Genomic DNA, 25,615 nt, shown 5'->3' on the forward strand with positions numbered 1-25,615 from the left:
ATTTAAGCCAAAATGATGGCTAAATTTGTTAAGTTGCCAATCTTGATGACGATGTTTTGAACACGTGTTGTTTTAAAGGCCACTATTCGCCACCCATCGCCATAGATTCGGGCTAAATACGTGAAACTGACTTATTTCATGATAAAATAAATACTAGATAAACGCACTGTTCAATAAGTGTCAGGAAAGGGGAGATTTCTGTGACACAATCCGCCTACTTATCGCTTTCTTGTTTGCCGATGCCCACCTTCATTGAAGGACACCGCGTTGAACTCGAATTAGGTGGCCACAAAGAAACGCAAATTCATTCAGAATACTTTGTGTTCGCATTTGTGCGTCGAGGTCAGCTGATCTTGATGCAGGATGGCGTGGAGACCACCGTACACGAAAACGAACTGTTCATTTTAGTGCCGGGTCGTCACCGCTATTCTTGGTGGGCGCAATCCGACACGGTTCTTGTGGACTGCATCACCTTCTACGTGGCGGGCGACTGGAATATGCAAGCCAGTCTGACCCCGGCTAAGAATTCGATCAAATCAATGATGTTACACCCAGTTGTTCCCGTTCAGACCCTGTTTTTACGCCAGTACCAGCCGTTGACCGAACCGGATGCGATTTATACCCTTGTCACCGAGCTGATCAAGGAAACGACCGATTGTGAATCGCACCGATTCTTTGAGACCCAGGGTTTGTTCATCCGGTTATTAGACCTGATGCAGACGCAAAACAACGCGCAGGACGAACTCACGCAGTTGTCACTGGCACTGCAACGGTATTTGAAGGATCACTATCAAGACAAAATTACGAGTAAGACACTTAGCGACCACTTTGCCCAGCGCGGCACCTACCTCGTCAAAATTCTACGACAAACGGTTGGGTTATCCCCAGCTGAATACCTGATGCAGTATCGCATGGAAGAGGCCAGCCGCAAGCTGTTAAATACGGATCTCTCGATTGCCGATATCGCGATGGAAGTTGGGTTCCAAAACATTTATTACTTCTCAACGTCGTTTAAGAAGTACACTGGTGTTTCCCCATCAAAGTATCGTGAACAGGGCATCAATCCACAAGAGTAGAGTTGTGTGGACAAATTTGATTAAAAATTTTTAGGCAATATAAAAAGGACTTCCGATGGTGGAGGTCCTTTTTCTTTTTTGCTATTTAATGTTGAATATTTTTGTGATAGTCCGCTGCACTGCGCGTTTTGGCACTCCGCAGTGGTGGCTTGCGAATGAGCTAACTCAATTTCTGCTGCGCAGCTCTCGAGTGGATCTCATTCGACTCGTATATCAGTAACCGACCAGCGGAACGGAGCGAAATAGCACCTCAATCAAGCTATTTAAAACGTCACGTGATACCCAATCTCATAATACTTTGTTTCACCAGGGAACAATGTCACGTCGCCAAAGTTTTCAAAGCGGGTGGCGTCGGACAAGTTTTGTGCTTCCAACGCGATGCCCATGTATGGCTTACCGTGACCCACGGTGAGGGCCATATCTGGTGTAAACGAGTTGGCGGTGAAGACAATCAGGCCGTTTCGCTTGGATTGGAGAGTGACCGCTCGATTGTTTGCTGGATCACTGACGGTGACCACATCATGGGTGTCGCCAGTTGGCCGCACTTCATAAATGTCATCGAAGCCTTTTTCGGTCGTATCCTGCATGCCATCAATGGCGTCGCCTAAACGCGTTGTGGTGGCAAAATCGAATGGTGTGTCGGCGTTTTCGATGAAGTCGCCAGTCGGAATCTTCTCTGAGTCAACGGCTAAATGACGCGTCCCATTGATCTGCAGGTCGTGGTCGCGGATGCTCTCGGCACCATTGAGGTTGAAATAGGTGTGGTAGGTTGGGTTAAATGTTGTGGCAACTGTGGTTTCAGCTGCAAAATGAACGGTAAACGTATTGGTGTTCGTCAGCGTATAGGTGACGTCGACTGTCATGGCAGGAAAACCGCCTTCCTGATCTTCGAACTTGTGGTGCAGCGTCAAGGTTGCCTTGTCGTCGCTTGTCTCGGTGTAGCCTTCCCACTGAACAGAGTGGAACCCGTGAGCGCCGCTATGGAGCTCATTACCGTTTTCATTTGGTGTTAGGCTTGTGACCTTGCCGTTGACTTCAAATTGAGCGTCCTTGATTCGCCCAGCAACGGGGCCGATCATCATGTTGACGTAAAATGGGTTCGCGTAGTAGTCCGCTGTGTGCGGGTATTCCAATAGGAGGTTTTGCTGGCCGTTAGCGGTTGGCACGCTGAGCTCACGGATGATGCCGCCCTGACTCAGCACTGTGGCGCGCACGCCATTGTCGTTTTCCAGGTGAAACGCAGTCACGTCTTGATCTTGATACTGGTCGAAAATTTCTTCGGTTGTCTTCATTAGTCAGCCACTTCCTTGGGCAAATTTTTGTGTGAGTTGTCCGTATAAATTTAATTGAATACGCTTTCGAATTTGATATTGATTGGCAAGAAAGTCAAGGTTTTTCCAGAAAATTGATTGGGAAATGAATGGGTGGGAAATATATGCTATATTAATACTGAATGACAGATTAGACTAATTATAAATGGATGGAGCTTCCAAACATGCAAGCAAAATACGAAATGGTTGAGGAAGGGGTCAAGGACAAGATCCTTTCCGGTGAATACGCCATCGGGGCCAAGCTGCCCACTGAATCTGAATTGATGGCGCGATACGATGTCAGCCGCTACACGGTCCGGCGGGCAATCGGCGATCTGGAAAATGAACACCTGGTTTACCGCATTCAGGGCGGCGGGATGTACGTGAACGATTGGCAGAGCGTTAAGGCCAAGGAAAAAACGAATAACCGGATGATCGGCATCGTTGCCACGCACATCTCAGACTATATTTTCCCAAGCATTATAAGTGGGGCTGACCAGATCATTTCCGATAACGGCTATACGACGTTGCTGGCGAACACGCACAATGATCCGCAGCGGGAGCGCCGGTCACTGATCACGATGCTGGATTCAAACGTAGCCGGACTGATCATTGAACCAACGCAGAGTACGATTGCGACGCCGAACCGCGACCTCTACGATAAAATTAAAGAGTTGCAGTTGCCAACGGTGTTCATTAATGCCACCTACGACGCAGTGCCCGGTATTTCCGTGACAACGGATGATGAGGGCGCACTTGTGAGGTTGACGAACTATCTGATCGATCAGGGTCATGAGCGTATTTTAGGCGTTTTTCAGGTGGATGATGCGCAGGGGGTCAGCCGAATGAACGGGTTTGTGAAAGCCTACCAGCAACACCCAACGATTGCGCTGAAGTCCAACGTGGTCATGTACCAGTCCAGGGACGCCATCAAGGACGTTTTGGCGCAGATCGAAGAACACCTGAAGGCCGATAATCGGCCAACCGCAGTGATCTGTTATAACGATCAGTTAGCCATTCAGGTCATGGATCTGATCAAGTCGCTCAACCTTACTATTCCAGGCGACGTGTCGATCACCGGCTTTGATGACTATAGTCTGAGTCGCTACATGGATCCGCCGTTAACCACGATGGCACATGAGAAGGAACGGATGGGCCACGATTCGGCACGGTTATTGATGACGATGATTGGCAAGAATCCGGTCGAATCCATTCAGTATGAGCCGGAATTGATTACACGAAAGTCGGTTGCAAAAAACGACTAATCACCAATCTTTCGAAAAATGGCAAACCGGGTTTTAAATGGTCTAAATAACTGATAAAGCCATTAATAAATTTGAATTTTGCCCATTATTTTCAGGCATTTTGGTGTATGATAATACCAGTCACATGTTTAACATGGATGATTAAAGGGAGATAGGGGCCTGTTAGCGCTGAGATGCGATCCTGCGCCGCTGACTGATGGAAAGCAGCGATGCTGTCATCGGTGTACCGGTCGGGTCTGCCTAACACGACGCAACATAACAGTTTCCTACAACATACAAAAAGCGTTCAGACAACCAGCTGTTTAGCGAGATGGTTGTCTGAGCGCTTTTTTTGATTTGCTGCAAAGGAGTATTTAGGGCTTAGCTGAAAAAACTTTTTGAAAAAAACTTTGAGTGTTTTACTTCGTAGTTATTTAGTAAAGCAATACAAAGAGGGGAAAATTAAATCCTCAAACTACTGGAGGAAGTTGGATGAATGAAGTGGGTAAGATTTTTGAAGCCAGTCAGCAGATTACATCAGTATTTTCAAATGTTGCCACGATAATGGGTGTTATTCTTATCGTGATTGCTGTTATAGAATTTAAAAATAATCGAAAGAAAGTTTTCAGAGAGGGAGAACAGTTGTTAGTTCAAAATTCGATTAATGTTTTGAAGACATTTAATGAAAGCATTTTGCCACAAATCGAAGAAGTGAAAAAGACTTATACGAGTAATTTTAAATTGATTAGGAAAACAAACGAGAATAAAATTGATTCAGGTCAAAGACTAGAAATGTCTCCAAATATATCAAAAAATCAACAGACCTTAGAAAAAAAGATGATATGGCTGGCAAAAAATAAAAGCGGTTATGGGCACTCTTTAACACGCTTGAACGCATTTCAGTCTATATGAACTACGATTTAGTAAAGGAAAATTTAGTCTATGAACCAGTTTATAAGATTTTCTTGGAATTTATTAGTGAAAATGTTGACTACTTCCTGATTTATTCACAAAGATATGCAAAATACCCATCAAACACATGCATCACGCGTTTGATGGGTATTTTGTATTTTCACCTTTTAAGTACACAAAAAGAGCCCCAGCTCTGGTATAGTTAAATTGCTAAACAAAACCACATGAGAGAAGAGGACTCTATATTGAAAACTTTACAGGAAATGGCATTAAATTTCAACAAAAACATTTTAGTATCGCATACGGGTGGTCAATTATCTTCCGATGGCGGGCTAACATTGTGTGTAGAGCTGATGGCAAAATTCCAGTTCACCATCTTGGCCGACAAACTATTGAGGTTCAATGACCAGCGACGATATTGTCAACACAGTAATTCTAGTATCTTAAAACAGTTAATTCTTCAGATTATTGCTGGTTATAGCGCAGATTCTGCGGCAACTTCTTTAGAAAAAGAACCGCTTTTTAAATTATTATTGGATAAACCGTCTTTGGCAACGCTTTGATAAAGATAGTGTTAGCACATTACAGACTTTAAATGAGGCTTTGATCGACCGTGTTCGACTATTAACCAACCAGACAGCCACGATTATTGATATCGATTCGACTCACTCAGACACTTATGGCAAACAGGAAGCCACTAACTACAACGCACATTATGGTACTGAAGGATATCATCCATTACTGGCAACTGATCAAGATGGTAACTTATTGAAAGCTGTCTTGCGTCCTGGAAATGCCTACACCAGCAAAGATGTAAAAGCTTTTTTAACACCACTATTAAAGCATTATCAAACTCAGCTGCCCACGACTGACATTCTGGTTCGTGGTGATAGTGGCTTCGCCACGCCAGAAGTTTACGATGTCTGTGAAGCCAACGATGTGTTTTACATTATTCGACTCAAATGCAATCGAAAATTACAGAATCTAGCTGAAAAGTTCGTCAAGATCAGTGATCAAACCCAGTGGCAAGAGGAAGAGACTCATTACTACTCTGAAATCTATCAATCAGCATCGTGGCCTAAGCCACGGCAGATTTATATTAAATCAACTCGAGTAGCTGGTGAACTGATCTTTTCACATGAATTTATCGTCACTAATCTGACTAATTTAACGGCTGAAACTGCCTTCGAACTGTATCACAAACGCGGCCAAATGGAAAATTACATCAAAGAAGCTAAAACAGGTTTCTTTTTCGATAAGACTGATAGTCCAACGTTTAATGCCAATGCTGCCCGGATGATGGTTAGTGTACTGGCTTACAATATTGTCAACTTTTTAAAGCAGCTAGCACTGACAAAACATGATTCCGGCTTGTGCGTTAGCACATTGCGGATCCGTTTATTCAAAGTTGCGGCACGTGTTGTGCATACTGGCCGACGCATTCAGTTGCGGCTGAGCTCGTATCATGTTTACCATCGGCTGTTCTACCAGGCTCTACAGCGTATCCAGGCTATTGAATAACCGGCAAAATTAAAAAAATCTGTACAACCAAGGGACAAGTGTATCCAAAAGTTCAAAGCAATTCTGAGTTAGTTGAAAGATCTCACTAGCTAGAACTGATAAACATCGTATTTCAGCAAAAGATAAAGACATACCCGTCAGTTTTCGAAAAAATACGAAAACTGACGGGATTTTTATGAACTATGAATAATTCAGGTACTTAATTGAAATTAAAAGTGAGGAAATTCCCTATACAAATTTGATTCATTTGTTTTTAAGATGGCACGACAAGTCTGATATTGAACGACAGAAAGGTAATCGTGCGTTAGATAACGAGAAGTTAGAACGAAGACTAAGGGCGGTTATAAAACAGTAATGCGATTCTATTTATAACCTGCTGAAAATATGATATATTCCACGGTAGGAGGAGGCTAAGCCAATGGAAAGCCAACAGGATATTTATGACCAAATCATTCGAGAAATTGATCGAGAAAACGCTGAATACCACAAGAAATTAGTGAGACATGCCTATTTAAGTTTAGATGAAATGATTGCCGAAATGAAAAAGGAAAACCAAAACGAAAAGTAAAAAAGCGTTCAGACAACCAGCTGCTTAGCGAGATGGTTGTCTGAGCGCTTTTTTTGCACTTATTTCGTGGCATTGGCTCGGCGTTTGCGTAGGTAGTAGTAACCGGCTAAACAGCAGGCGGCAATGACGATTACGGTAATGGCTGAACTGAACGATTCGATGGTGGCGAGAATCGTTTGCCAGTTGTCACCAGCTAGGTAGCCGGCAGAAATCAGAACTGTGTTCCAAATAGCAGTCCCCAGGGTTGACAGGACTGTGAAACGCACGAGTGGGTACTCGGCCATTCCGGCTGGGACTGAGATCAGACTCCGCACGACTGGAATAAAGCGCCCGAAGAAGATGGCTTTACCACCGTGATGGTTGAAGAAGGTAAACGCCTTGTTGACGTCCTTAGGCTTTAGTCGCAGGAGTTTCCCCACACGTGTAGCCAGGAAGTAATTTAAGCGGTCTTCTGTCAGTAGGCGGCCGATGCCGTACAAAATAATGGCGCCGAGAACCGAACCAGCAGTTGAGGCAAGAATCGCACCGGGAATTGTGAGGTGCGTTGATAGAATGAGGAATCCTGTAAAGGTGAGGATGATTTCTGATGGAATGGGGGGAAAGATATTTTCTAAGGCAATGAGCAGTAGCACTGCCAAATAACCGTACTGGTCAATGAGTGTCATGATGGTAGTGGTGTCCATGGTGGCCCTCCTGAGCGATTTCTTAGTTACCGTAGTTTACCGGATAGTGGGCGAGAACGCAATCACTCTTACTTTGGATCGGCAGGACTTAAGAAAATGCCAAGAAATTGGTGGTATTCAGTCAGTATTAAATGGATTCAGGCGGAATTGGTGTTTCGATAAAGTCTGACGGATTGGCCAACAGCCGAACGCGAATCATGCCCGGGACATTGCTTAGGGCGCTCAATATCGTTTCAACTTGGTCTTGGTCCTGATTCATTTCCGGAATCGTTGTATTGACCACGGTATACCCATAGTCGCCACGGGTGTTGCCCATCATTTCTTGCATGGGCAGTTCAAAGTGGTTGAGCACATCTGAGACGTCGGACCAGAAATTGTTGCGTGTTTTGAAAAACAGGGTGAAGCGGTAGGGACTCGTGAACGGCAGATCGACCGGCGGGAAGTTGACTGAGGAACGGATGGTGCCGGCTTCGAGAAAGTCGAGGGTGTTTTGCAGCGTCAGGTTGGCGCTGTTTGACAATGCTTCCACCGTATTGCCGCCAAGGTGGGGCAACATCGTGATCTGCGGTTCATCCTTCAGGTCATTTTGCGGGAAATCCGTAATGTAGTGGGCAAATTGACGCTGATGGAGGGCCTCCTTAACGGCGTCATCGTCAACCAGTGCTGCCCGGCCGAAGTTTAATAGGAAGGCAGTATCCTTCATTAACCGGAACTGCGCCTTACCCATCATGTGCTCAGTTTCATCGTTCAGCGGTAATAAGAGCACCACGAAGTCAGCCTGTTCGAGCACATCATTGATGTCTTCCATTTGCTGAACGTGTTGAAGATTCTTGAAGCTGCGGTTGTAGCCGAGCACCTGCATCCCGAGATGATAGCACGTGTTGGCCAGACGCTGGCCGATGGCACCAAGACCGAGAATGCCGACCGTTTTCCCGTAGAGTTCTTCGCCAACGTAGGATTTACGGATGCCCTCTGCCGCTGCTTGCAAGTCGTCAGCGACTAACTTTCGGGTGGCTGCTAAGGCTGAAAAGAGCGGCCGACCGCTGTAAAACAAGCACTGGATGATGAGTTCCTTTACCGCATTGGCGTTCGCACCAGGAGTGTTAAAAACCGCCGTGCCGTTTTCCGTACAGGCATCAACGTTGATCGTATTCGTGCCAATGCCAGAACGCGCGACAAGTAGCAGGTGCTCTGAAATCAGCTCGTCCGGCACCTTAGTACTACGAACCAAAACGGCATCTGGTGTATCCGATTCCGTCAATCTAAACGTGTCACCCGCAAAATCGGTGACGTCAAAGGTATCTAAAGCTTTCACTTGAAACATATTTTTCCACCCCTTTAGCCAAAAAAGACTTATAATATTCTGAAAACATCATAACGCAAATGAATTAGGAAGTGACACGATGCACATTAATTTTGTAAAATTGTCAAAGGATGAACCCGTCATTGGAAAAGGCGGGGAACACAAGGACATCACGTTTGGCCAGTACGTTGAAATTGGCGAACAGAACTATTTGGATAACAGCGCCATCGGTGATTATACCTATACCGGCCAATTCTGTTTTATTCAAAACAGTACTTTAAATAAGTTCATTAGTATGGCCGCCATGATTCGCATCGGCCCAACCAACCATCCCTACGACCGACCAGCTCAGCATATTTTTGCGTATAACGGTGCAGCGTACGGTTTTGATAATCCGGATACCGAATTTCTGGCTGGGCGCAAGATTCGAAAAACGGAGATCGGCAACGATGTCTGGATCGGCCACGGTGCCGTTATCCAGTCAGGCGTTCACGTCGGTGATGGTGCGGTGATCGGTTCAGGAGCCGTTGTCACGAAGGACGTTGCCCCGTATACGATTGTCGGTGGCGTGCCGGCAAAACCGATCAAGGACCGTTTCCCGGATGAACTCAAGGCTGACTTAGAAGAAATCAAATGGTGGGATTGGTCACGTGAAGACCTCGAAAAATACTATGATGACTTCCGGCTGCCAATTGATGAATTCGTGGCGAAGCATTTGAAGCGAAACTAGTATTTTCTCGAAAACGTCTGTTATTTTGAGTAAAAGGGCGTTACCATAGTGTTATGACACTTGATGTCGCGGACAATCATGTTAAATCATGATGTCATTGCACTTTTATGTGCTGCACCCTTTCTGAGGAGAGGGTGCTTTTTTTGGTGCGCCCGGCATGGGCGCCAACTAGACGGTGAAAGTCCGTTGCGGGCCGTAGTAGTCGGAACCGCAAGTCAATGACAAGGGTGTCCATCGTGAGGTGGAATCTGAAGGAAGTCGGCGACAAAGTACCGCATTGATGTACAAGAATCAGCTATAAGGCTGTGTTGGTCGGACGAGGTTGCCAAACAAACCAAAGTCCAATACTACTCGAGGCCATCGCAGTAAAGCTGGCAATGACATGGTACGAAAGTGGGCGTTCTTACCCGGGGAGGCCTGTATCGTACGTTCCCGACAAGAGGCGCGCTAAGCGCCACAGGAACAAACATCGCAGTGATGTGGTGCAGAACGATACAGGAGTCAGCCGAGGCCATAGTAGTGGTATCTGCCACGAAGGGCTGAACAATAATAGGTCATCATTGATATTGGAGGTGGAGACAGTGCAACAACCGCAGAATACAGAAAAAGCTGACCGCCGGCGGACAGTAGGACTGGAAGCCCAAGAACAAGTCGGGGTGCGTAGCACTGACTCTGGTGAAAATACGATGATGAACGGCACTAAGTTTCAAGAGTTAGTCTTAGACCGAAATAACCTGAACGAGGCTTATCTTCGCGTCTGCAGAAACAAAGGTGCAGCAGGACTAGACGGAATGACCGTTGACGAACTGTTGCCCTACTTGAGGAAACATAAACAGGAATTACTGCAAGCTTTACAAAACGAGACCTATCGGCCTCGTCCCGTTAAGCGGGTTGAAATTCCCAAACCTAATGGTGGTAAACGCAAGCTCGGAATACCAACTGTGATTGACCGACTTGTTCAACAAGCCATGGCGCAAGTCATGGTGCCAACATTTGAGCGTGTCTTCTCAGATAATAGTTTTGGGTTCCGACCGAATCGAAGTGCTAAAGATGCCATTGATAGAGTGGTTCAGTTCTACAATCAGGGCTATCACTATGTCGTGGATCTCGATTTAAAAGCATACTTCGATACGGTCAACCACGATCTGCTTATTAAATTTATTGAGCAGTATATTACGGATCCATGGATACTGCATCTCATTCGTCGCTTCCTAACCAGCGGTGTCATGAATGGTGGTCTATTTGAACGAAGTGATAAAGGCACCCCTCAAGGTGGCCCCTTATCGCCACTTTTGGCTAACATTTATCTCAACGAACTGGATAAGCTGTTAACTTCCAGAGGTCATAAGTTTGTCCGCTATGCGGACGATTGTAATATTTATGTCCGAAGCAAACGTGCTGGAGAACGGGTTCTGACTAATGTTACTCGCTTTCTTGAAGGCGACCTAAAGGTCACCGTCAATGAGGACAAGACATCAGTAAGTTCGCCTCTGCGGGCCAAGTTCCTGGGATTTTCCTTGGGGGTTGGTCGAGGAGGTGCGTATGCGCGACCTGCTTGGCAGGCCAAGCAACGCATCAAGTCTGCACTCAGGAAAATGACCAAGCGCAATCGGGGCGTTTCGTTAAACCTGGTGTTTAACGAGATTCATCAAAAGATGCGTGGGTGGTTACAGTACTATTCGGTCGGGAAAATGACCAATTTTATCCGTCACTTAGACGAATGGTTGCGAGCAAGGATTCGCCAGTATATTTGGAAACAGTGGAAGAAGCTCAAAACAAAGGTCAATCATCTTGTAAAACTGGGGCTTTCTGGCACCAGTGCTTATACAATGGCCAATACCCGTAAGGGTTATTGGCGAACTGCGCATAGCAAGACATTGACCTATACTCTGACAAACAAAAGACTGGAACGCCTTGGACTCATCAATATGAGCAAGACACTCCAGTCAATACAAAGTGCTTAAATTATTGAACCGCCGTATACGGAACCGTACGTACGGTGGTGTGAGAGGTCGGTAATTGAATTAATCAATTACCTCCTACTCGATTAGAGTGTGAAACCAGGGGCGGTTAAGGAGTGGAGCCTAGGGGACTTTGACCAGTAAAGCCTGGGCTTGGCTTTGGTGGTCGAAGTCCCCTAGGTGCAACTCCTTGCCCCGTGTAGCACGTTTAGTCTCGAGGACATGAGTGCGCGGTGAAGACTGTATTTTTAGTCAAAGTTAAATTAAACATCAATTGCGGAGGAAGGACGTCCCCAATCCAAAAAATCAAAAACAAGTCCCAATACATATGCCAAACAAACCCCTAATGAAACACAAATGAAAGCCTCCAAAAAACTTTCTAAAATGAAAGTTCACTCACATGTACCTTGCATCACTTGCAACATTTCCAGCTTACATCAATCACCAAAAACAGCATCAACGACTCCACCGAAACACGCGTCTGATAAATGGCTATACCATTCGATAACTAGCACCACTTGTGAAACCGAACACACTACTACATCAATCTTTCTTATTGATTTTAACAAACTATGCTTCTATACTATTGGCAACGGTTACAAAAGGTAACCTGCACTAGTCCACGAGAGAAAGGAAGCAACTAAATGGCTTACCAAACAATCAATCCGTATACAAACAAAGTTGTTAAAACCTATGAAAATCACGACGATGCTTACGTTGAGGAAACCCTGACGAAGGCTCACGCGCTGTACAAGCAATGGCGTAACGAACCTGTTGAAGGACGGGCTAAGATTTTACACCAAGTTTCTCAATATTTTACTGATAACAGCGATGAATTAGCGCGCGTTTTAGTTGAAGACATGGGGAAGTGATTTGAGGAAGCCAAGGGTGAAGTTGCCATTTGTGCGGCCATTGCTGAATACTACGCTGCTCAAGGTGAGCGCTTCTTAGAGAAGGAACCCATTGAGACCGTTATGGGATACGCCCACGTTGAAAATCATTCAATGGGGATCGTTATGGCCGTTGAACCATGGAATTTCCCATTCTATCAAATGATGCGGGTATTCGCGCCAAACTTCTTAGTCGGAAACCCACTATTATACAAGCACGCAAGTAACACCCCAGGTTCAGCCGTTGCCTTTGAAGCTGCGGTTAAGGCTGCTGGCGCGCCAGATGGTGCCTGTGTCAACCTGTTTATCAACTACGACCAAGTCAACAAGATCATTGCTGATATTCGGGTTCAAGGTGTTGCCCTGACCGGTTCAGAACGTGCCGGGAAGGAAATTGCTGCTGAAGCTGGCCGTAATTTAAAGAAGAGCTCACTAGAATTAGGTGGGAGCGATCCATTTATCATTTTGGATGATACCAATCTTGATGAAGTCAACAAGATCATTGATAAGGCACGTTTGTATAACGCTGGCCAGGTCTGCACCTCATCTAAGCGATTTATCGTGACTGAAAAGAACTACGATAAAGTCTTACAAATGATGAAGGACGCCTTCAGCAAGGCTAAGACGGGTGATCCGCTTGATCCAAACACCTCGTTGGCCCCATTGAGCACCAACAAGGCCAAGGCCGGTTTGATCAAGAAGGTTCAGGCTGCTTTGGATGATGGCGCAACGTTGGCCTTTGGCGAAGTTAACGAAGATATGGATAACAACTTCTTCGAACCAATCATTCTGACCGACATTGACCGCGACAACTCCGCTTACTGGACTGAATTCTTCGGCCCAGTTGGTCAAATGTACAAGGTTAAGGATGAACAGGCAGCCATTGATTTAGCCAACGACTCAAACTACGGCTTGGGTGGCATCGTCTTCGGCGGCGACCCGAACCACGCCGCAGAAGTTGCTGGTAAGGTTGAAACCGGGATGGTCTTCGTCAACAACTTTGGTGGTACCGTTCCTGAACTGCCATTTGGCGGTATCAAGAACTCTGGCTACGGCCGTGAGCTGGGTAAATTAGGCATTGAAACCTTCGTCAACCCAGAAATGATCATGGTCAACGAAAAGGATTACGTCGATATGGATAACACGTTCGGCGGATTCGTTTAAACTTAGGTAACATGATAAGTAACATCCTCCTTTAGAAACATGGGGCAGTCAGCAAGTGCGTGCTGGCTGTCTTTTTTTGAGTGCGCGGAAAAACGCGTGTCTATGGCACCCTGAAGGATTTTTCCAGTGTTAGGTGATAGTCCGATTTGGCACGGCATCGAAGTGGCTCGCGATGAAGCTAATTCGATTTCTGCTGCGCAGCTCTCGAATGGATCTTCATCGCATGTCACTAAATGGCCCAAGAACGGCCATCAAGTGACATCGACACCACGATGCCGTGCCAAATTGCTGCATTCCACTCACTGTGAGCATGTTGTTAATTTCTGTTAAGCATCAACAGGCAGTCACAGACCGTTCGCGGATTATTCGCCCTCGACTGCTGATTACCTGTTGTCAGCTAACCTATCGATCGTGGCTGTTAATTGTCAGTCGACATAGAATTGCAAAGCTATTCAACGTTACAATGTGCGTTGGCGGTACAGACTATCTTGATTTCCAGCAATTATCAGCGAAGTGGCGCCGTTCGGCATTGCAGGCTGGGGTGTCGGGATTAGTTAGCAATCGTTTTTGGTCGGTTACTAATACGGGAGACGTTGGAGATCCTTGAATTTCTGCCAAGACATTCACTAGCTCCCCGAAGCACCCCCACCTCAGCCTGCAGGGCCGAGCGGCGCAACACAGCGGGAATGGCACGCCAAAACGTGTTGTGACCATGCTAATTTATTGCACAAAATAAAACGTCGACAAAATCATACTGATAAAACTATTCGAAACCGCTTACATTTCTAGCGCGCTTGTGCAATAATAAACGTGTAACTAACAAACTGAAAGGGTGTTTTTCATGAAAATTAAAGCAGCCGTTGTTGATCAACAAAATGCGGATTTCGAAATTCGAGACGATGTTGAGTTAGCTGAAATGGGTCCCGATGATGTGCAGGTGCACATGGTCGCTAGTGGGATCTGCCACTCTGATGAGGCCTTGCGGGTCGGGGATGCCGTTATCGACTACCCAATCGTTTTAGGGCATGAAGGTGCCGGAATCGTCGAAAAGGTTGGACCGGAAGTTACGCAGGTCAAACCAGGGGATAGTGTGGTACTGGGCTTTTACGCTTGCGGCAACTGTAAGAGTTGTTTGAGCGGGGTTCCTACTCAGTGTGAAAACTACGCTGCCAACAACCTTTCAGGTGTGCGGCCGGATGGGTCAGCGCACTTTACCGAAAATGGTAAGAAGTTAGCTGACATGTTTGACCAAAGTTCTTTTACTTCAACCACGGTCGTGCGTGAACGTAACGTGGTCAAGGTCGACAAGGAACTGGATCTCCGCAAGCTTGGCCCACTGGGATGTGGCTACGTGACTGGTTCTGGGACTGTGTTGAACACCTTGAAACCAAAGCCGGGCGACACGATTGCCGTGTTTGGGACTGGTGCCGTTGGGTTGGCTGCGATGATGGCTGGTCGGATCTCTGGCTGTACAAAGGTGATCGGTATCGATATCGTTGATTCACGGTTGGAACTGGCCAAGGAATTAGGCGCAACGGATACCATCAACAGTAAAAACGAAGACGTTGTTGAGTCTGTCAAGAAGCTCACTGGCGGCTATGGCGTGAACTGGGCCGTTGATACCACCGGTGTGACTAAGGTCATGCAGGATTCGATTCAGGTGCTGGCTCAAGGTGGGACGACCGCAACGATTGCCGTGACGCCAAACCACATCGATCTGGATACTTGGAACGACCTGTGTGTGGATGACCGCAAGATCGTCGGCGTGAACATGGGCGATTCGATTCCGCAAGTCGATATTCCACGCTTGATTGAATTCTATAAGTTGGGCATGTTCGACTTTGACAAGACAGAGAAGTTCTACAAGTTCAGCGAAATTAATGAAGCCAATGCTGATTCACGCTCAGGAAAGACCATCAAACCAGTGTTGATTATTGATGATGACTACAAGCCGGGGGATTAACCCTTAGGAAGATAAGAAAAAAGCGCCAAGTCGTTTAAACGATTTTGGCGCTTTTTTGCGTCTATATAGGATGAGCCCAAATTTGGACACGAATGCCATAGTTGTCCAAAAAGTAATTGCGTTTGTGGCGAAACGGCGCTACGGTTAATTAAAGACCTTTTGGAGGAATCGATATGACGGCAGATGAGGAACAGCAGATAGTCATGCAGCTCATTTTGAAATCGGGCAAGGCACAATCGCAGGCGATGGCCGCGATAACGGCGGCAAAGGCTGGCCAGATGCAGGTGGCGGCGGATGACATGACCGAAGCCGAACAACAGTTGGCAGCGGGCCATCAGGCGCAGACGGACCTATTGGCGGAGGCGTCAGGTGAGGATCTGGCCCCCTCGTTGCTGATGGTGCACGCGCAGGACCACTTGAGTATGGCGATGATGGCCATTGAATTGGGTAAGGAGATCATTGACGTTTATAAACGACTTAATAACCCGAACAATGAAACTAAATAGGCGGTAATTGTTAATATTAAATTGCTAGACGGCTAATTAAATGATAAACTAGTCTCTGGTAATTCAAAAAATACGAATAAGGGGTCGAACAATCTTGGAGAACGCACAAAATGACCGCTCCGTTGTGAAAAATTTGATTTTAGGGTTTCAGCACTTATTAGCCATGTATTCTGGCGATATCCTGGTGCCGCTGCTGATTGGTGGCGCACTGCACTTTACAGCGGCCCAGATGACGTACCTCGTTTCTATGGACATCTTCATGTGTGGGATTGCCACACTTTTGCAACTGAAGCGAACGCCGATCACCGGGATCGGGTTGCCCGTTGTTTTGGGGTGTGCGGTTGAATACGTTGCCCCACTGCAAAGTATCGGGAAACACTTCGGTCTGGCATATATGTATGGCGGGATCATTTCTGCCGGTATTTTTATCTTCTTGATTGCGGGTATTTTTGCGGATCTGCGGCGGTTCTTCCCACCAGTTGTGACGGGCTCGTTGATCACACTGATCGGGTTTACGTTGATCCCTGTGGCGTTTCAAAACCTTGGCGGTGGTGATAATACGGCTAAGAGCTTTGGGTCACCGACAAATTTGATTTTGGGCTTTACAACGGCACTAATTATTATCGTGATTAATATCTGGGGTCGTGGTTTCTTAAAGCAGATCTCGGTGCTGATTGGAATTTTAGTAGGGACGTTACTCGCTATTGGCATGGGCAAGATTGGCTTTGCGCCCGTTTCTGCCGCCCACTGGTTCCAACTGCCGCAACTGTTTTACTTTGGCGTGCCCAAGTTTGAATGGTCGTCAATTGCAACCATGATCTTAGCTGCAATCACGTGTATGATCGAATCCACCGGTGTTTACTATGCGCTGGCAGACATTTTGGGGCGTGATTTGGATAACGCCGACTTGAAGCACGGGTACCGGTCTGAAGGGATTGCTGCGATTTTCGGTGGCATTTTTAACACGTTCCCGTATTCGACGTTCTCGCAAAACGTTGGGATCGTGCAACTGTCTGGGATTAAGAAATTACGGCCTGTGTACTATTCAGCCTTCTTGCTGTTGTTGCTTGGCTTGATTCCAAAGTTCGGTGCCATTGCAACACTGATTCCATCTTCTGTTTTGGGCGGTGCCATGCTGGTAATGTTTGGGATGGTTGGTGCTCAAGGCATTAAGATGTTGATGAAGGTTGAGCTTAATAACAAAAACATGCTCATTATTGCCATTTCGATTGGGCTTGGGTTAGGTGTTACGACGCAACCTACGTTGTTCCAGTTCTTGCCTGCTGAAGTGCAGACGATTTTGAGTAATGGGATGGTTGTTGGAAGTTTTACTGCCGTTATTTTGAATTTGTTGTTGAATAAATACCTCCCTGAAAAATAAGGTGGAAGAAGATAGCTGATTTTTACCAAACATTATTATCAAGTCATAAAAATGAGAGACTTTCTAATTATTGGATGCCGGTTTGACGGGATTTGTTTAGTGTGTTCCCCGCATGTGCGGGGGTGATCCCAATGTGGTGGGATCATCGTTCGTCAACCTCAAGTGTTCCCCGCATGTGCGGGGGTGATCCCATATGGAACGATACCAATCGTCTTTTAAGATAGTTTAATCGTAGAATTAGAATCTGCATACTCAAGAGCTTCAAGTATCATGTGATAACTGAATCCATCTACTTCATGAAATGTTTTCAATTGAGCTAAAATTTTTTTGAAAATACTTCAAATGAAATTTCTGCTTTAACCAATTAACAACTTGAATTCTTTCTTTATCGTTCTACAGCATGATCGGATAACGTTCAGGACAACTGTTCTTACCCTTAAATTTGTCATTTCACTGATTTCAAACTTCTTATTGTGGTCAAAGAAAGACTTGCCGTAACATTTGTGTTTCATATTCAACCCTCTTTTCACTATTGATTTATATATAGCTCAAGGTTAAAGAGTAAATTTATGTATTAAAAAGAGTGCTAAGAGCACCCCTCTTAAATCTATTATTTCCAAATTTGTTTATCAATAGCGTATGAAATTTGATCATAGTTATCTTGATAGAGGTTTAAAGTCCTCTCTAAACTATTCAACGTTTCCATATCATTTTTCATGTTGTTAACGTTGTGGTCCTGAATTTCTTTGTCTTTTTCAGTATCATATAAAGTTGTCTCTTCTTCTTTAGTTAAAACTATTCCAGCCGATTGCTTACCCTTAAGATTCGTAATTACTTGACTATCAGTACTGGATTTGGACAAATCCCTTTCGTAGTCTTTATATTCATCTTCTAAAGGCTTTAAAGCAGTTTTTCCTTGTTCGAGCAACATTGAATAATGGTCTTCCAACCCATACAAAATAGTTCGTAAATCATTTGGAGTGGCGAATGTTTGTCCTTTGATTGCGTCAGGAATAGCAACATCATTTAATGCAGTTGCATTCCTATCAAGAACGATTGGCTGTCCTGACCAGCCGTATTCTTTAATCTGCTCCTCAACATACGGGTTCGAAGACGTTGTATCTGATTGTGCTTGAGTTGGTTGTTGAACAGTTGGTGTTTGACTTGCTGTTGGTTGGGTCGTAGCTGTTTGATTTATTGATGTTTGAGAAGACCGATCAGATACTGGTTTTCTACTAGAAACAACAGTAGTTTGTTGATTAGTAACTTTCACCTTACCATTTAGAACATCTTTGGAGCTAATCCATCCAGTCCACATACTACCTTTAATTTTATAGTAAGTTCCCATATTAGAAACCTTAGCCTTGCGAGTGACTACAAAATTAGTTTTCTTGTAGTTCCAAAGGTTGTGTGTCTTGTGAGCTTTCTTGGTAGTCTTTGGCAGATAGTTCCAAACATAAGATTTTTTGTTCTTATAATGAATGAACGTCTGCTTGGAAACAGCTTTGTTCGAGAGAACTTTATAAGAACTCGTCTTAGCTTGAACAGTACTTCTAACAGCAAACAAAGATGATGCGACAACAAAAGCGACCCCTACAGTTACTTTCTTAATCATAATTTCCAACTCCAAATAAGTTATTTTTGAACATATACCAATTGATTATACTTGAATAGAAAATCTATTTCCATTTTTCTTTTGAATAAAGTTTGTGGATCTCTATCATGTATCCCATGACTTAAATCTTTCCAATGAATAAATAGTATAATATTTCAACTTTTTTAGTTCCCATATACCATTCTTTAAGAATCTTTTCTTCATGAGCTGAAATCAAATTTCTTGCAATGATTAATTTTTCGTTATCATCTTCATAAGGCCCATCAGGAATATCAGATATGAAATTAATTTTTGTAAGTGTTGCAGTTCTGCCTTTCATCAGTGCCATTGAGTCATCGTGCTCTGCTTGGACTTCACCTACTTCATCAACATAATCTGAATTATGATAGTCATAATCATAAGGAATGATTTCGTTTTTCAGCATGTGATTCCCAAATAGATCAAAAATTTCTGTTAACTGATTTGTATTCGTTTTTTCGTTAAGCCAATGCTTATAGTATTGTTATATATACATAATCGCAGCACTCTATATCACGACATAATATAATCGAACACGCTAAATAAAAAAATATCCCCTGCATGTGCAGAGGGGATTCTAAAACTGGTCTTGGGCTGACCACGCCCATGGAGTATTCCCCGAATAAGCAGTGGCGTGTATCATGATCAAATATTGTAATTGAAATTTATAAAGGAAAAAATTACCCGGAAGGTCAACTCAAGCGCAACACCATGGAGCCAGGCCGTGAGCTAGCTTGCTAGCGCGGCCTCAATAAGCTTGGCGGCGTTAGCGTAGCCGAGTGTCATGCGATGTTTTTGATTTAGCGCATCTTGAATCTTAGCGATGTCGTCCTCAGAGAAGCCATGTAGCGATAGGTCTTTCGGGATGTACTCTCGGATCAGACCGTTCTGGTTCTCATTACTGCCGCGTTCCCAAGGTGAGTAAGGGTGCACAAAGTAAATCTGAGTCCCTTCAACTTGGTCCAGCAGTTTGACCTCTGATCCATTATCAAAAGTGATTTTCTTAAAGTAGCCAGGATGCCGGTCAATGGTGGCCTGAAGCTTGTTTAAGCAGGTGTCAGCATGATAATTAGGAATCTTAATGATGATTTCATAGCGAGTCCGCCGTTCGGTCAATGTCATCAAAGCTGGTTCACTAGCCTGACGTTTACCTTTAACCAAGTCACCTTCCCAATCGCCAAAGCGTTCACGGTTATTGATAGCCTCTGGTCGTTCATCAATTGAGGTATCAGCCAGCCGTTTGTGCGTGAGTGGGTGTGACGATTGGACTTCACATGACGCCGCAGCTTGGCAGGCAGGTCGATATTTTTAATGTCTAAGCGCCCTTGATCAATATACCGATAAACAGTTGGCGTAGAGGGACATGGTTTGTCAGGATGAAGCTGTTTAAAGGCGTGTACGAAACCATCAACACTATCAATGCGTGGTCGACGTTTAAGGGCTGTTTTAAGCATCTTGAAGAACAGCCAGCAGACCTTTTCTAGTCCTCCAAAACGGCAGTTTTGACGGGCTTTATCATGTATAAGTTGGCTCGTATCCGCAAAGTGTTTGGTGAAAAAGAGATAGTCAGAATTACGCTGTCGAATAGTACCACGCTTGATTTCACGTGAGATGGTACTGCGACTGCGATTGATCAGACGCGCAATATCGGCTTGGGTTTTCCCAGCATTCAAATACGCTTCGATCTCGCCTCTTTCTTCTGGGGTAAGTTGTTGATACTGCTTGGTAGTGCTATTCTTGGGTTGGGTCATGGAGATGTCCTTTCTTTAGAGTTTCGGCACTTTAAGTTTAGGTCTCCATGGCCTATTTGTATAATTTGAACTTGTTGCACTTAGATTTTAAATCCGGGGAGGAAAAAAATTATACATCAAAATGCCTTTTTCGTACCATCAACATTTGTATGTACTCTGGCTAACGTCGTTTTTATATGTAAATATGTTGTTTGCTTTTTTAGAAAATGTAATGAAATTGTAAAAAAATTAAAGGCTCCCTTTTATAGAAGCTGGTTACTAATAGATAAAGCGAAATGTATTTCAATAGATCTTAATTGAAAAAAAGGAAATTATTGAAATAATACATGTTTGCGTATTATATTTTTATACTGAGCGTAAAATAAATGCTAGTTTGAAATGTTAAACTTATCTTATAAGCGATTTACTAGTAAGTGAACAAATTTAAATAGTACTTATAAATCAAGAAAATTTTACTATTCAAGTAAATGTAAGCGCATACTTATTCTGAGATTATAGGTACTGAGTATTTTGCGCTAATTTAAAGTAAAGTTGGGGATTGAAATGGCAGTGAAAAAAACAAAGAAAACGGCCGGGGAGGTCACACCACAGAAAAAAGCAGCACCAGCAAAAAAGAAATCAAATCTCGACATCGCTAACGAGAAGTTAGACGAATTCGCAAAAGTCGTGAATACTGATAAGGCGATGCGCAAAGCTAAGAAGGGTGAAACCTTCAAGTGCGGCGTTGATCTCGGGACGTCATCAATCGTGTTGACGGTGCTGGATCAAAATGACAACCCGATTTATGGTGCTTTTGAATATGATCATGCGGTGCGCGACGGCATTGTTGTGAACTACATGGAGTCTGTGAATATCCTGAAAAGGCTAAAGGCCAAAGCTGAAGAAGTCTTGGGTGTTGAATTGACAACAGCATGTGGCGCCATTCCACCACAAACAGGTGAGGGTGCTTCGAAAATTGTGCAAAACGTTATCGAGTCAGCGGAATTCATCTGCAACGCAGTGGTGGATGAACCGACTGCTGCGGCCAAATTCTTAGCAATGAAAGACGGTACCGTTGTGGATATTGGTGGTGGGACGACTGGAATCAGTATCTTTAAGAATGGCAAACTCATCGACGTGATGGACGAACCGACTGGCGGCTTCCACATGACGTTAGTTCTGGGCGGTGCGCACCATATTGATAACGATGCTGCGGAATTACTGAAACGGGATCCGAAGCGCGAAAAGGAAGTCTTTGGTACCATTAAACCGGTAGTTGAGAAGATGGCGACCATTACAAAACGTGGGCCAAGTGTGCCGGTAGTCGAACCTGTTATCGTTGTTGGCGGAGCTATTAACTTTGAAGACTTCATTCCTACCTTTGCTAAAACGTTGAGCATGCCGGCCTACAAGCCTGATTTTCCCCAGTTTGTTACGCCGCTAGGTATTGGGATGTACGATCACGAGTAGCATAGCGTTGTAGGAAGAGTGAGCTTAAATGAGTGAGTTAGAACCTTTAAAAGTGACACAACTTGATGATGATTTATACCAGTTCCAGCTGGATTTCGTTCACGCGTTTTTGATTCACGATGAGACGGATGGTTGGATTCTCATTGATGCTGGCTTTCCGGTGAAGCCTGAGCATCCCAATATATTGGCACGAGCGTTGAAACAAATCGGGTTGCGGCCCTGCGATATTGACCAAATCATCAGCACACACAGCCACCCGGACCACGTGGGAAATTTGGACCTCATCGAAGCCCAGTCCCATGCGCCAATCTGGATGAATGATGTTGAGGCGGATGTGCTGGAAAAACGGGTGCCGATGCGACCGGTGTTTACGCTGACGGGCGGGCCAAGTAACCTGGATCATCCACGTGCGGCAGTTCCCGTGTCAAACCGCATTACTGGCGAGACGCAGCTTCCATTTGCGGGCGGCATTGACTTTGTGCCAACACCTGGTCACAGTATTGGCCACTGTTCACTGCTGTGGCACAGGCATGGCGGTGTGCTGTTTACGGGTGATCTCGTTGTGAACGAAACGGGCCAGTTACGGATGGCAGCTGGAAATGAGAACTATGATCAAGAACGTGAAAGTCTGATAAAAGTAGGGCAGTTGCAGTTTGATCCGCTGCTGGTCAGTCATGGTGATGATATTTTGGCGGATGCGGCTGACATATACCGACAGGCGTTGCCACGACTGGTTGCCCAAGCACAACAGGCAATTACTATTCAGTAGTCGTTCTGACCGCGAAATGGGCGATAGGCTGGATATCGTTTCAATAAAAAAGAAGCAACCACTAACGGTTGCTTCTTTTTTATGACTCATTTTTCTCAATCTTAACCGGTTCTAACGCCGTGGTAACCAGTTTGAAATGGCTGTTGGAGAGCCGAACAAACACTTCGCCGATGGTAAGGATTCCACGGTTGATTGACTTGTTTGACTCTCTTGATTGATGCATAAAATTAATCACTTACATGTTTCTGTACCGGAAGAATACTCTTTGCAGAGTCCATGGACAATGGAATTTGTGCACTATGAAACAAATTACATCTGCTGCAAGCTATTTGGGGGAATTTGTGGCAGATACGGGTTGAAATGCTGCCGTTTGTTTTGAACAGTCGTTGGATTTTGTACCGGAAAATACATTTTATGAATAAAAAACTTTTGCGGGAGAAATACGTATGGTACCCTTAATGAATAAGATGTTACTAATGATCCTAGTTAATATAAGTGACGTTTGTAAACCATGGTCCAGAACTGACGACCTTAAAAGCTGAATTTATTGGGGGTCTCCATTTTGATGAAGACAATGAAGAAAACTGTATTGACTGTTGTCGTTGCCCTGGGATTGGTTGGCGGTAGTGTGCATGCTATTCTTACTACGACGGTTGCTCATGCTCGGACGACTTATGTTTGGATTGCGCCGAACCACGGGAAAAAGTACCACTACACGAAGAGCTGCCGCGGTTTAACGCTCGCTAAGTCTTATCGTCATGTGACTTTGAAGTGGGCTAAGAGTCATCACTATACGAAGTGTAAGCTAGGTTAATTATCTGCTTTCTAAAAATTGTGGTTGTTAATCATCCGGATATGAGTAGGATTAAAGCCAACTTTTTGATTGTGATAAATCTAAAGTAGACTAATGTGAAAAATATTAGTCTTATTTTTGCTTTCTTGATTGTAAAAAAACAATATCGGCGATCTCTGTCGTAGTTATATAATGAAGATTAGAATTGTTAGTTTTGGTCTTCAATTATTATAAAATAATTTTGCTGATTACTTTACTTACCGCTATAAAGTAACCAGTAAATAGAAATTTGTGGGTGAAAAATATGCAAGATTTTGTAGATATTCCTGTGCCGTCACGGTTTAGATTAGGAGAATTATTTAAAGACAATAACTTTAAGGTACCGCTATATCAGCGGAACTTTGCCTGGAAAAAAGAGGAAGTTGATGATTTTTGGAACGACCTGATGGATATAGTGTCAGGCGAAAGAAGCAGTCATTTCTTTGGCCAAATTGTGACCTTTCAGAATGAAAATCATATTCAAGAAATTATTGATGGTCAGCAGCGATTAACGACTAGCTCATTATTTCTTGCAGTAATTCGAGATGTTGCCAATGAATTATTTGAATCAAATAGAGATCATTTGATGAATGCAAGCGGCGATTCATTGCGCGATGTGATGTACAACGTCAAAAAGTATCTGCGAGGTGAAGACAACTCTATGTCGTCCTTGATGTTGCAAGAGGATAGCGAAGACCCAGACAAAAGTTTGAGTGCCTTCTTTATTCAATTAGTACATCAGGGGCATGATGTTGCAGAAACTGAACCTGAAAGGAAGCTTGTTTCAGCATATAAGATGTTGCACCAGCAGATTATCTCTGCCATTAAACAAGAAAAAACTATCACGGATCGCGTCAACTTGCTTAAGACAATTTTTGAATGCTTTACTGACCGTTTTTATATTGTGATGATCTCTGCACCTAGTCAAAAGGATGCATTCATTATTTTTGAAACGTTAAATAGTCGAGGTAAAGATCTAAAAGCTTCGGATATGATTAAAAATCATTTGATGTATGTTTCAGGTGACTCAATGAAAGCAGCTAATGGGTTATGGAACATTATTTCTCAGCGATTAAAGGAAGACAGTAATCGAATTACAAAATTTATTAGAACGTACTGGGCCGCGCGAAGCAAACTTGTCACTGAGGCAAAACTTTACCGATCACTGAGTCAAAAGATCAAAACTGAAAATGACGTTAAGAACTTTCTTGAAGATTTAGGGCATTTAGTCGACTTATATGCTGTTCTAGAATCGCCAATGTCACCTAAGTCTAACCTTGAATACTTTTCGAATGATTTACTGTTAGAGAAGGTCGATATTTTAAATCGTCTTCAAGTGAAATTGTATTATCCAGTAATGCTTTCTATGAAGATTGCTGACTTTAATGAAGAAGAAATGCTCAAAGTTGTGAATAAACTCTTGTCGGTATTTATTAGGCACCGAACAATTATTCATGATGGGACTAATACGTTGGAATCAGGTTTTTCGAACGTAGCCGAAAAAATTTATTCGGGTGAGCTGTCATCGGTTCAAATGATTAATGAGTGGATGGATGACAATTTGCTCCGAACGGATGATGAGGTTCGAAGCAGTTTTGATACATTGAAAAAAGATGGTGGACTGCGTGGAGCCAAGAAGTGGACCATTGTCTATCTACTGAGTGAATTATACGACGAGGATCTTTATGAGAAGGCTTTCGATAATGACAACTATCAACTAGTTCATATCTCTGAAAATCAGGTATCAAGTGAACTCCTTGATTACCTTGGAAATTGGACAATGATCGAAAAGACTTTAAAAACAGAATTCGATAAGGCAAAAAGCATCAACGAACAGCAAGCGTTGTTAAATAAGTCTGACTTAACCGAGAACCATGATATTGCAAACTTGCTCCCAAGTTGGAGTGATTCTGCGGTTCGAGGCCGGCAGGACAGGCTTAAAAAGAATGTTACCGTGATGTGGTAATCA

General features: G+C 44.1%; 17 protein-coding genes and 4 pseudogenes. 15 read left to right on the top strand and 6 right to left on the bottom strand.

Features of this window, described 5'->3' with window-relative positions; all coding sequences use genetic code 11:
• The first annotated feature begins 200 nt into the window (after positions 1-200).
• Entirely contained in the window at positions 201-1,076 is an 876-nt protein-coding gene (locus AYR61_RS06775; RefSeq protein ID WP_083220044.1) for an AraC family transcriptional regulator, read from the top strand.
• 263 nt (positions 1,077-1,339) lie between these two features.
• Here the strand turns inward: AYR61_RS06775 and AYR61_RS06780 are convergent, their stop codons facing one another.
• A complete protein-coding gene (locus AYR61_RS06780) occupies positions 1,340-2,368 on the bottom strand; it encodes an aldose epimerase family protein (RefSeq protein ID WP_054712473.1) in 1,029 nt (342 codons plus the stop codon).
• Between the two features lie 203 nt (positions 2,369-2,571).
• On the opposite strand from AYR61_RS06780, the gene AYR61_RS06785 reads away from it, so the two are divergent.
• The 4 genes and pseudogenes from AYR61_RS06785 to AYR61_RS15165 all read left to right on the top strand — a co-directional run bounded on the left by AYR61_RS06785 (position 2,572) and on the right by AYR61_RS15165 (position 6,631).
• The gene (locus AYR61_RS06785; protein WP_054712470.1) at positions 2,572-3,651 is read left to right on the top strand and encodes a GntR family transcriptional regulator; all 1,080 of its coding nucleotides are present in this window, start codon (positions 2,572-2,574) and stop codon (positions 3,649-3,651) included.
• A gap of 471 nt (positions 3,652-4,122) precedes the next feature.
• Positions 4,123-4,542, top strand: a complete 420-nt coding sequence (locus AYR61_RS06790; protein ID WP_054712467.1) for a hypothetical protein — start codon at positions 4,123-4,125, stop codon at positions 4,540-4,542.
• Between the two features lie 245 nt (positions 4,543-4,787).
• Positions 4,788-6,063: pseudogene (locus tag AYR61_RS06795) on the top strand (IS1380 family transposase).
• A 418-nt stretch (positions 6,064-6,481) separates the two neighbouring features.
• Positions 6,482-6,631, top strand: a complete 150-nt coding sequence (locus AYR61_RS15165; RefSeq protein WP_156319416.1) for a hypothetical protein — start codon at positions 6,482-6,484, stop codon at positions 6,629-6,631.
• Positions 6,632-6,690: 59 nt separating this feature from the next.
• Here AYR61_RS15165 and AYR61_RS06800 read toward each other — a convergent pair whose 3' ends face one another.
• Complete coding sequence (locus AYR61_RS06800; RefSeq protein ID WP_054712913.1) at positions 6,691-7,314, bottom strand: DedA family protein; 624 nt, start codon at positions 7,312-7,314, stop codon at positions 6,691-6,693.
• Between the two features lie 127 nt (positions 7,315-7,441).
• Entirely contained in the window at positions 7,442-8,638 is a 1,197-nt protein-coding gene (locus AYR61_RS06805; RefSeq protein ID WP_054712910.1) for an NAD(P)-dependent oxidoreductase, read from the bottom strand.
• Between the two features lie 79 nt (positions 8,639-8,717).
• On the opposite strand from AYR61_RS06805, the gene AYR61_RS06810 reads away from it, so the two are divergent.
• From AYR61_RS06810 to AYR61_RS06835, 6 genes and pseudogenes are all read left to right on the top strand, one after another.
• The gene (locus AYR61_RS06810) at positions 8,718-9,347 is read left to right on the top strand and encodes a DapH/DapD/GlmU-related protein (protein ID WP_065902260.1); all 630 of its coding nucleotides are present in this window, start codon (positions 8,718-8,720) and stop codon (positions 9,345-9,347) included.
• Between the two features lie 581 nt (positions 9,348-9,928).
• Positions 9,929-11,311: a group II intron reverse transcriptase/maturase gene (gene ltrA / locus AYR61_RS06815; protein ID WP_065900954.1), complete on the top strand. Its 1,383-nt coding sequence runs from the start codon at positions 9,929-9,931 to the stop codon at positions 11,309-11,311.
• A 641-nt stretch (positions 11,312-11,952) separates the two neighbouring features.
• A pseudogene (locus AYR61_RS06820) lies at positions 11,953-13,362 on the top strand (NAD-dependent succinate-semialdehyde dehydrogenase).
• Between the two features lie 841 nt (positions 13,363-14,203).
• The gene (locus AYR61_RS06825; protein ID WP_065902262.1) at positions 14,204-15,325 is read left to right on the top strand and encodes an NAD(P)-dependent alcohol dehydrogenase; all 1,122 of its coding nucleotides are present in this window, start codon (positions 14,204-14,206) and stop codon (positions 15,323-15,325) included.
• Between the two features lie 173 nt (positions 15,326-15,498).
• On the top strand, positions 15,499-15,831 hold the full coding sequence (locus AYR61_RS06830; protein WP_065902269.1) for a PTS lactose/cellobiose transporter subunit IIA: 333 nt from the start codon (positions 15,499-15,501) through the stop codon (positions 15,829-15,831).
• A 91-nt stretch (positions 15,832-15,922) separates the two neighbouring features.
• Positions 15,923-17,231 (top strand): annotated as a pseudogene (locus AYR61_RS06835) (nucleobase:cation symporter-2 family protein).
• A gap of 591 nt (positions 17,232-17,822) precedes the next feature.
• On the opposite strand, the gene AYR61_RS06840 reads toward AYR61_RS06835, so the two are convergent.
• The 3 genes and pseudogenes from AYR61_RS06840 to AYR61_RS14875 form a co-directional block, all read right to left on the bottom strand.
• Positions 17,823-18,827: a hypothetical protein gene (locus tag AYR61_RS06840; RefSeq protein ID WP_065902271.1), complete on the bottom strand. Its 1,005-nt coding sequence runs from the start codon at positions 18,825-18,827 to the stop codon at positions 17,823-17,825.
• A gap of 121 nt (positions 18,828-18,948) precedes the next feature.
• Positions 18,949-19,251, bottom strand: a complete 303-nt coding sequence (locus tag AYR61_RS06845) for a hypothetical protein (RefSeq protein WP_065902273.1) — start codon at positions 19,249-19,251, stop codon at positions 18,949-18,951.
• Between the two features lie 323 nt (positions 19,252-19,574).
• Positions 19,575-20,596, bottom strand: a pseudogene (locus AYR61_RS14875) (IS30 family transposase).
• 543 nt (positions 20,597-21,139) lie between these two features.
• On the opposite strand from AYR61_RS14875, the gene eutJ reads away from it, so the two are divergent.
• The 4 genes from eutJ (at position 21,140) to AYR61_RS06875 (ending at position 25,612) form a co-directional block, all read left to right on the top strand.
• Complete coding sequence (eutJ, locus tag AYR61_RS06860) at positions 21,140-22,045, top strand: ethanolamine utilization protein EutJ (RefSeq protein WP_083215512.1); 906 nt, start codon at positions 21,140-21,142, stop codon at positions 22,043-22,045.
• A gap of 28 nt (positions 22,046-22,073) precedes the next feature.
• Positions 22,074-22,814 carry an MBL fold metallo-hydrolase gene (locus AYR61_RS06865; RefSeq protein WP_065902276.1) on the top strand — a complete coding sequence of 247 codons (741 nt, stop codon included), beginning with the start codon at positions 22,074-22,076 and terminating at the stop codon, positions 22,812-22,814.
• A 565-nt stretch (positions 22,815-23,379) separates the two neighbouring features.
• Complete coding sequence (locus AYR61_RS06870; protein ID WP_065902278.1) at positions 23,380-23,628, top strand: hypothetical protein; 249 nt, start codon at positions 23,380-23,382, stop codon at positions 23,626-23,628.
• Between the two features lie 283 nt (positions 23,629-23,911).
• Positions 23,912-25,612 (top strand): DUF262 domain-containing protein, encoded by a 1,701-nt coding sequence (locus AYR61_RS06875; protein WP_065902280.1) that lies wholly within the window; start codon positions 23,912-23,914, stop codon positions 25,610-25,612.
• Positions 25,613-25,615: the final 3 nt, after the last annotated feature.

Source organism: Secundilactobacillus paracollinoides (assembly GCF_001702155.1).
Taxonomy (GTDB): domain Bacteria; phylum Bacillota; class Bacilli; order Lactobacillales; family Lactobacillaceae; genus Secundilactobacillus; species Secundilactobacillus paracollinoides.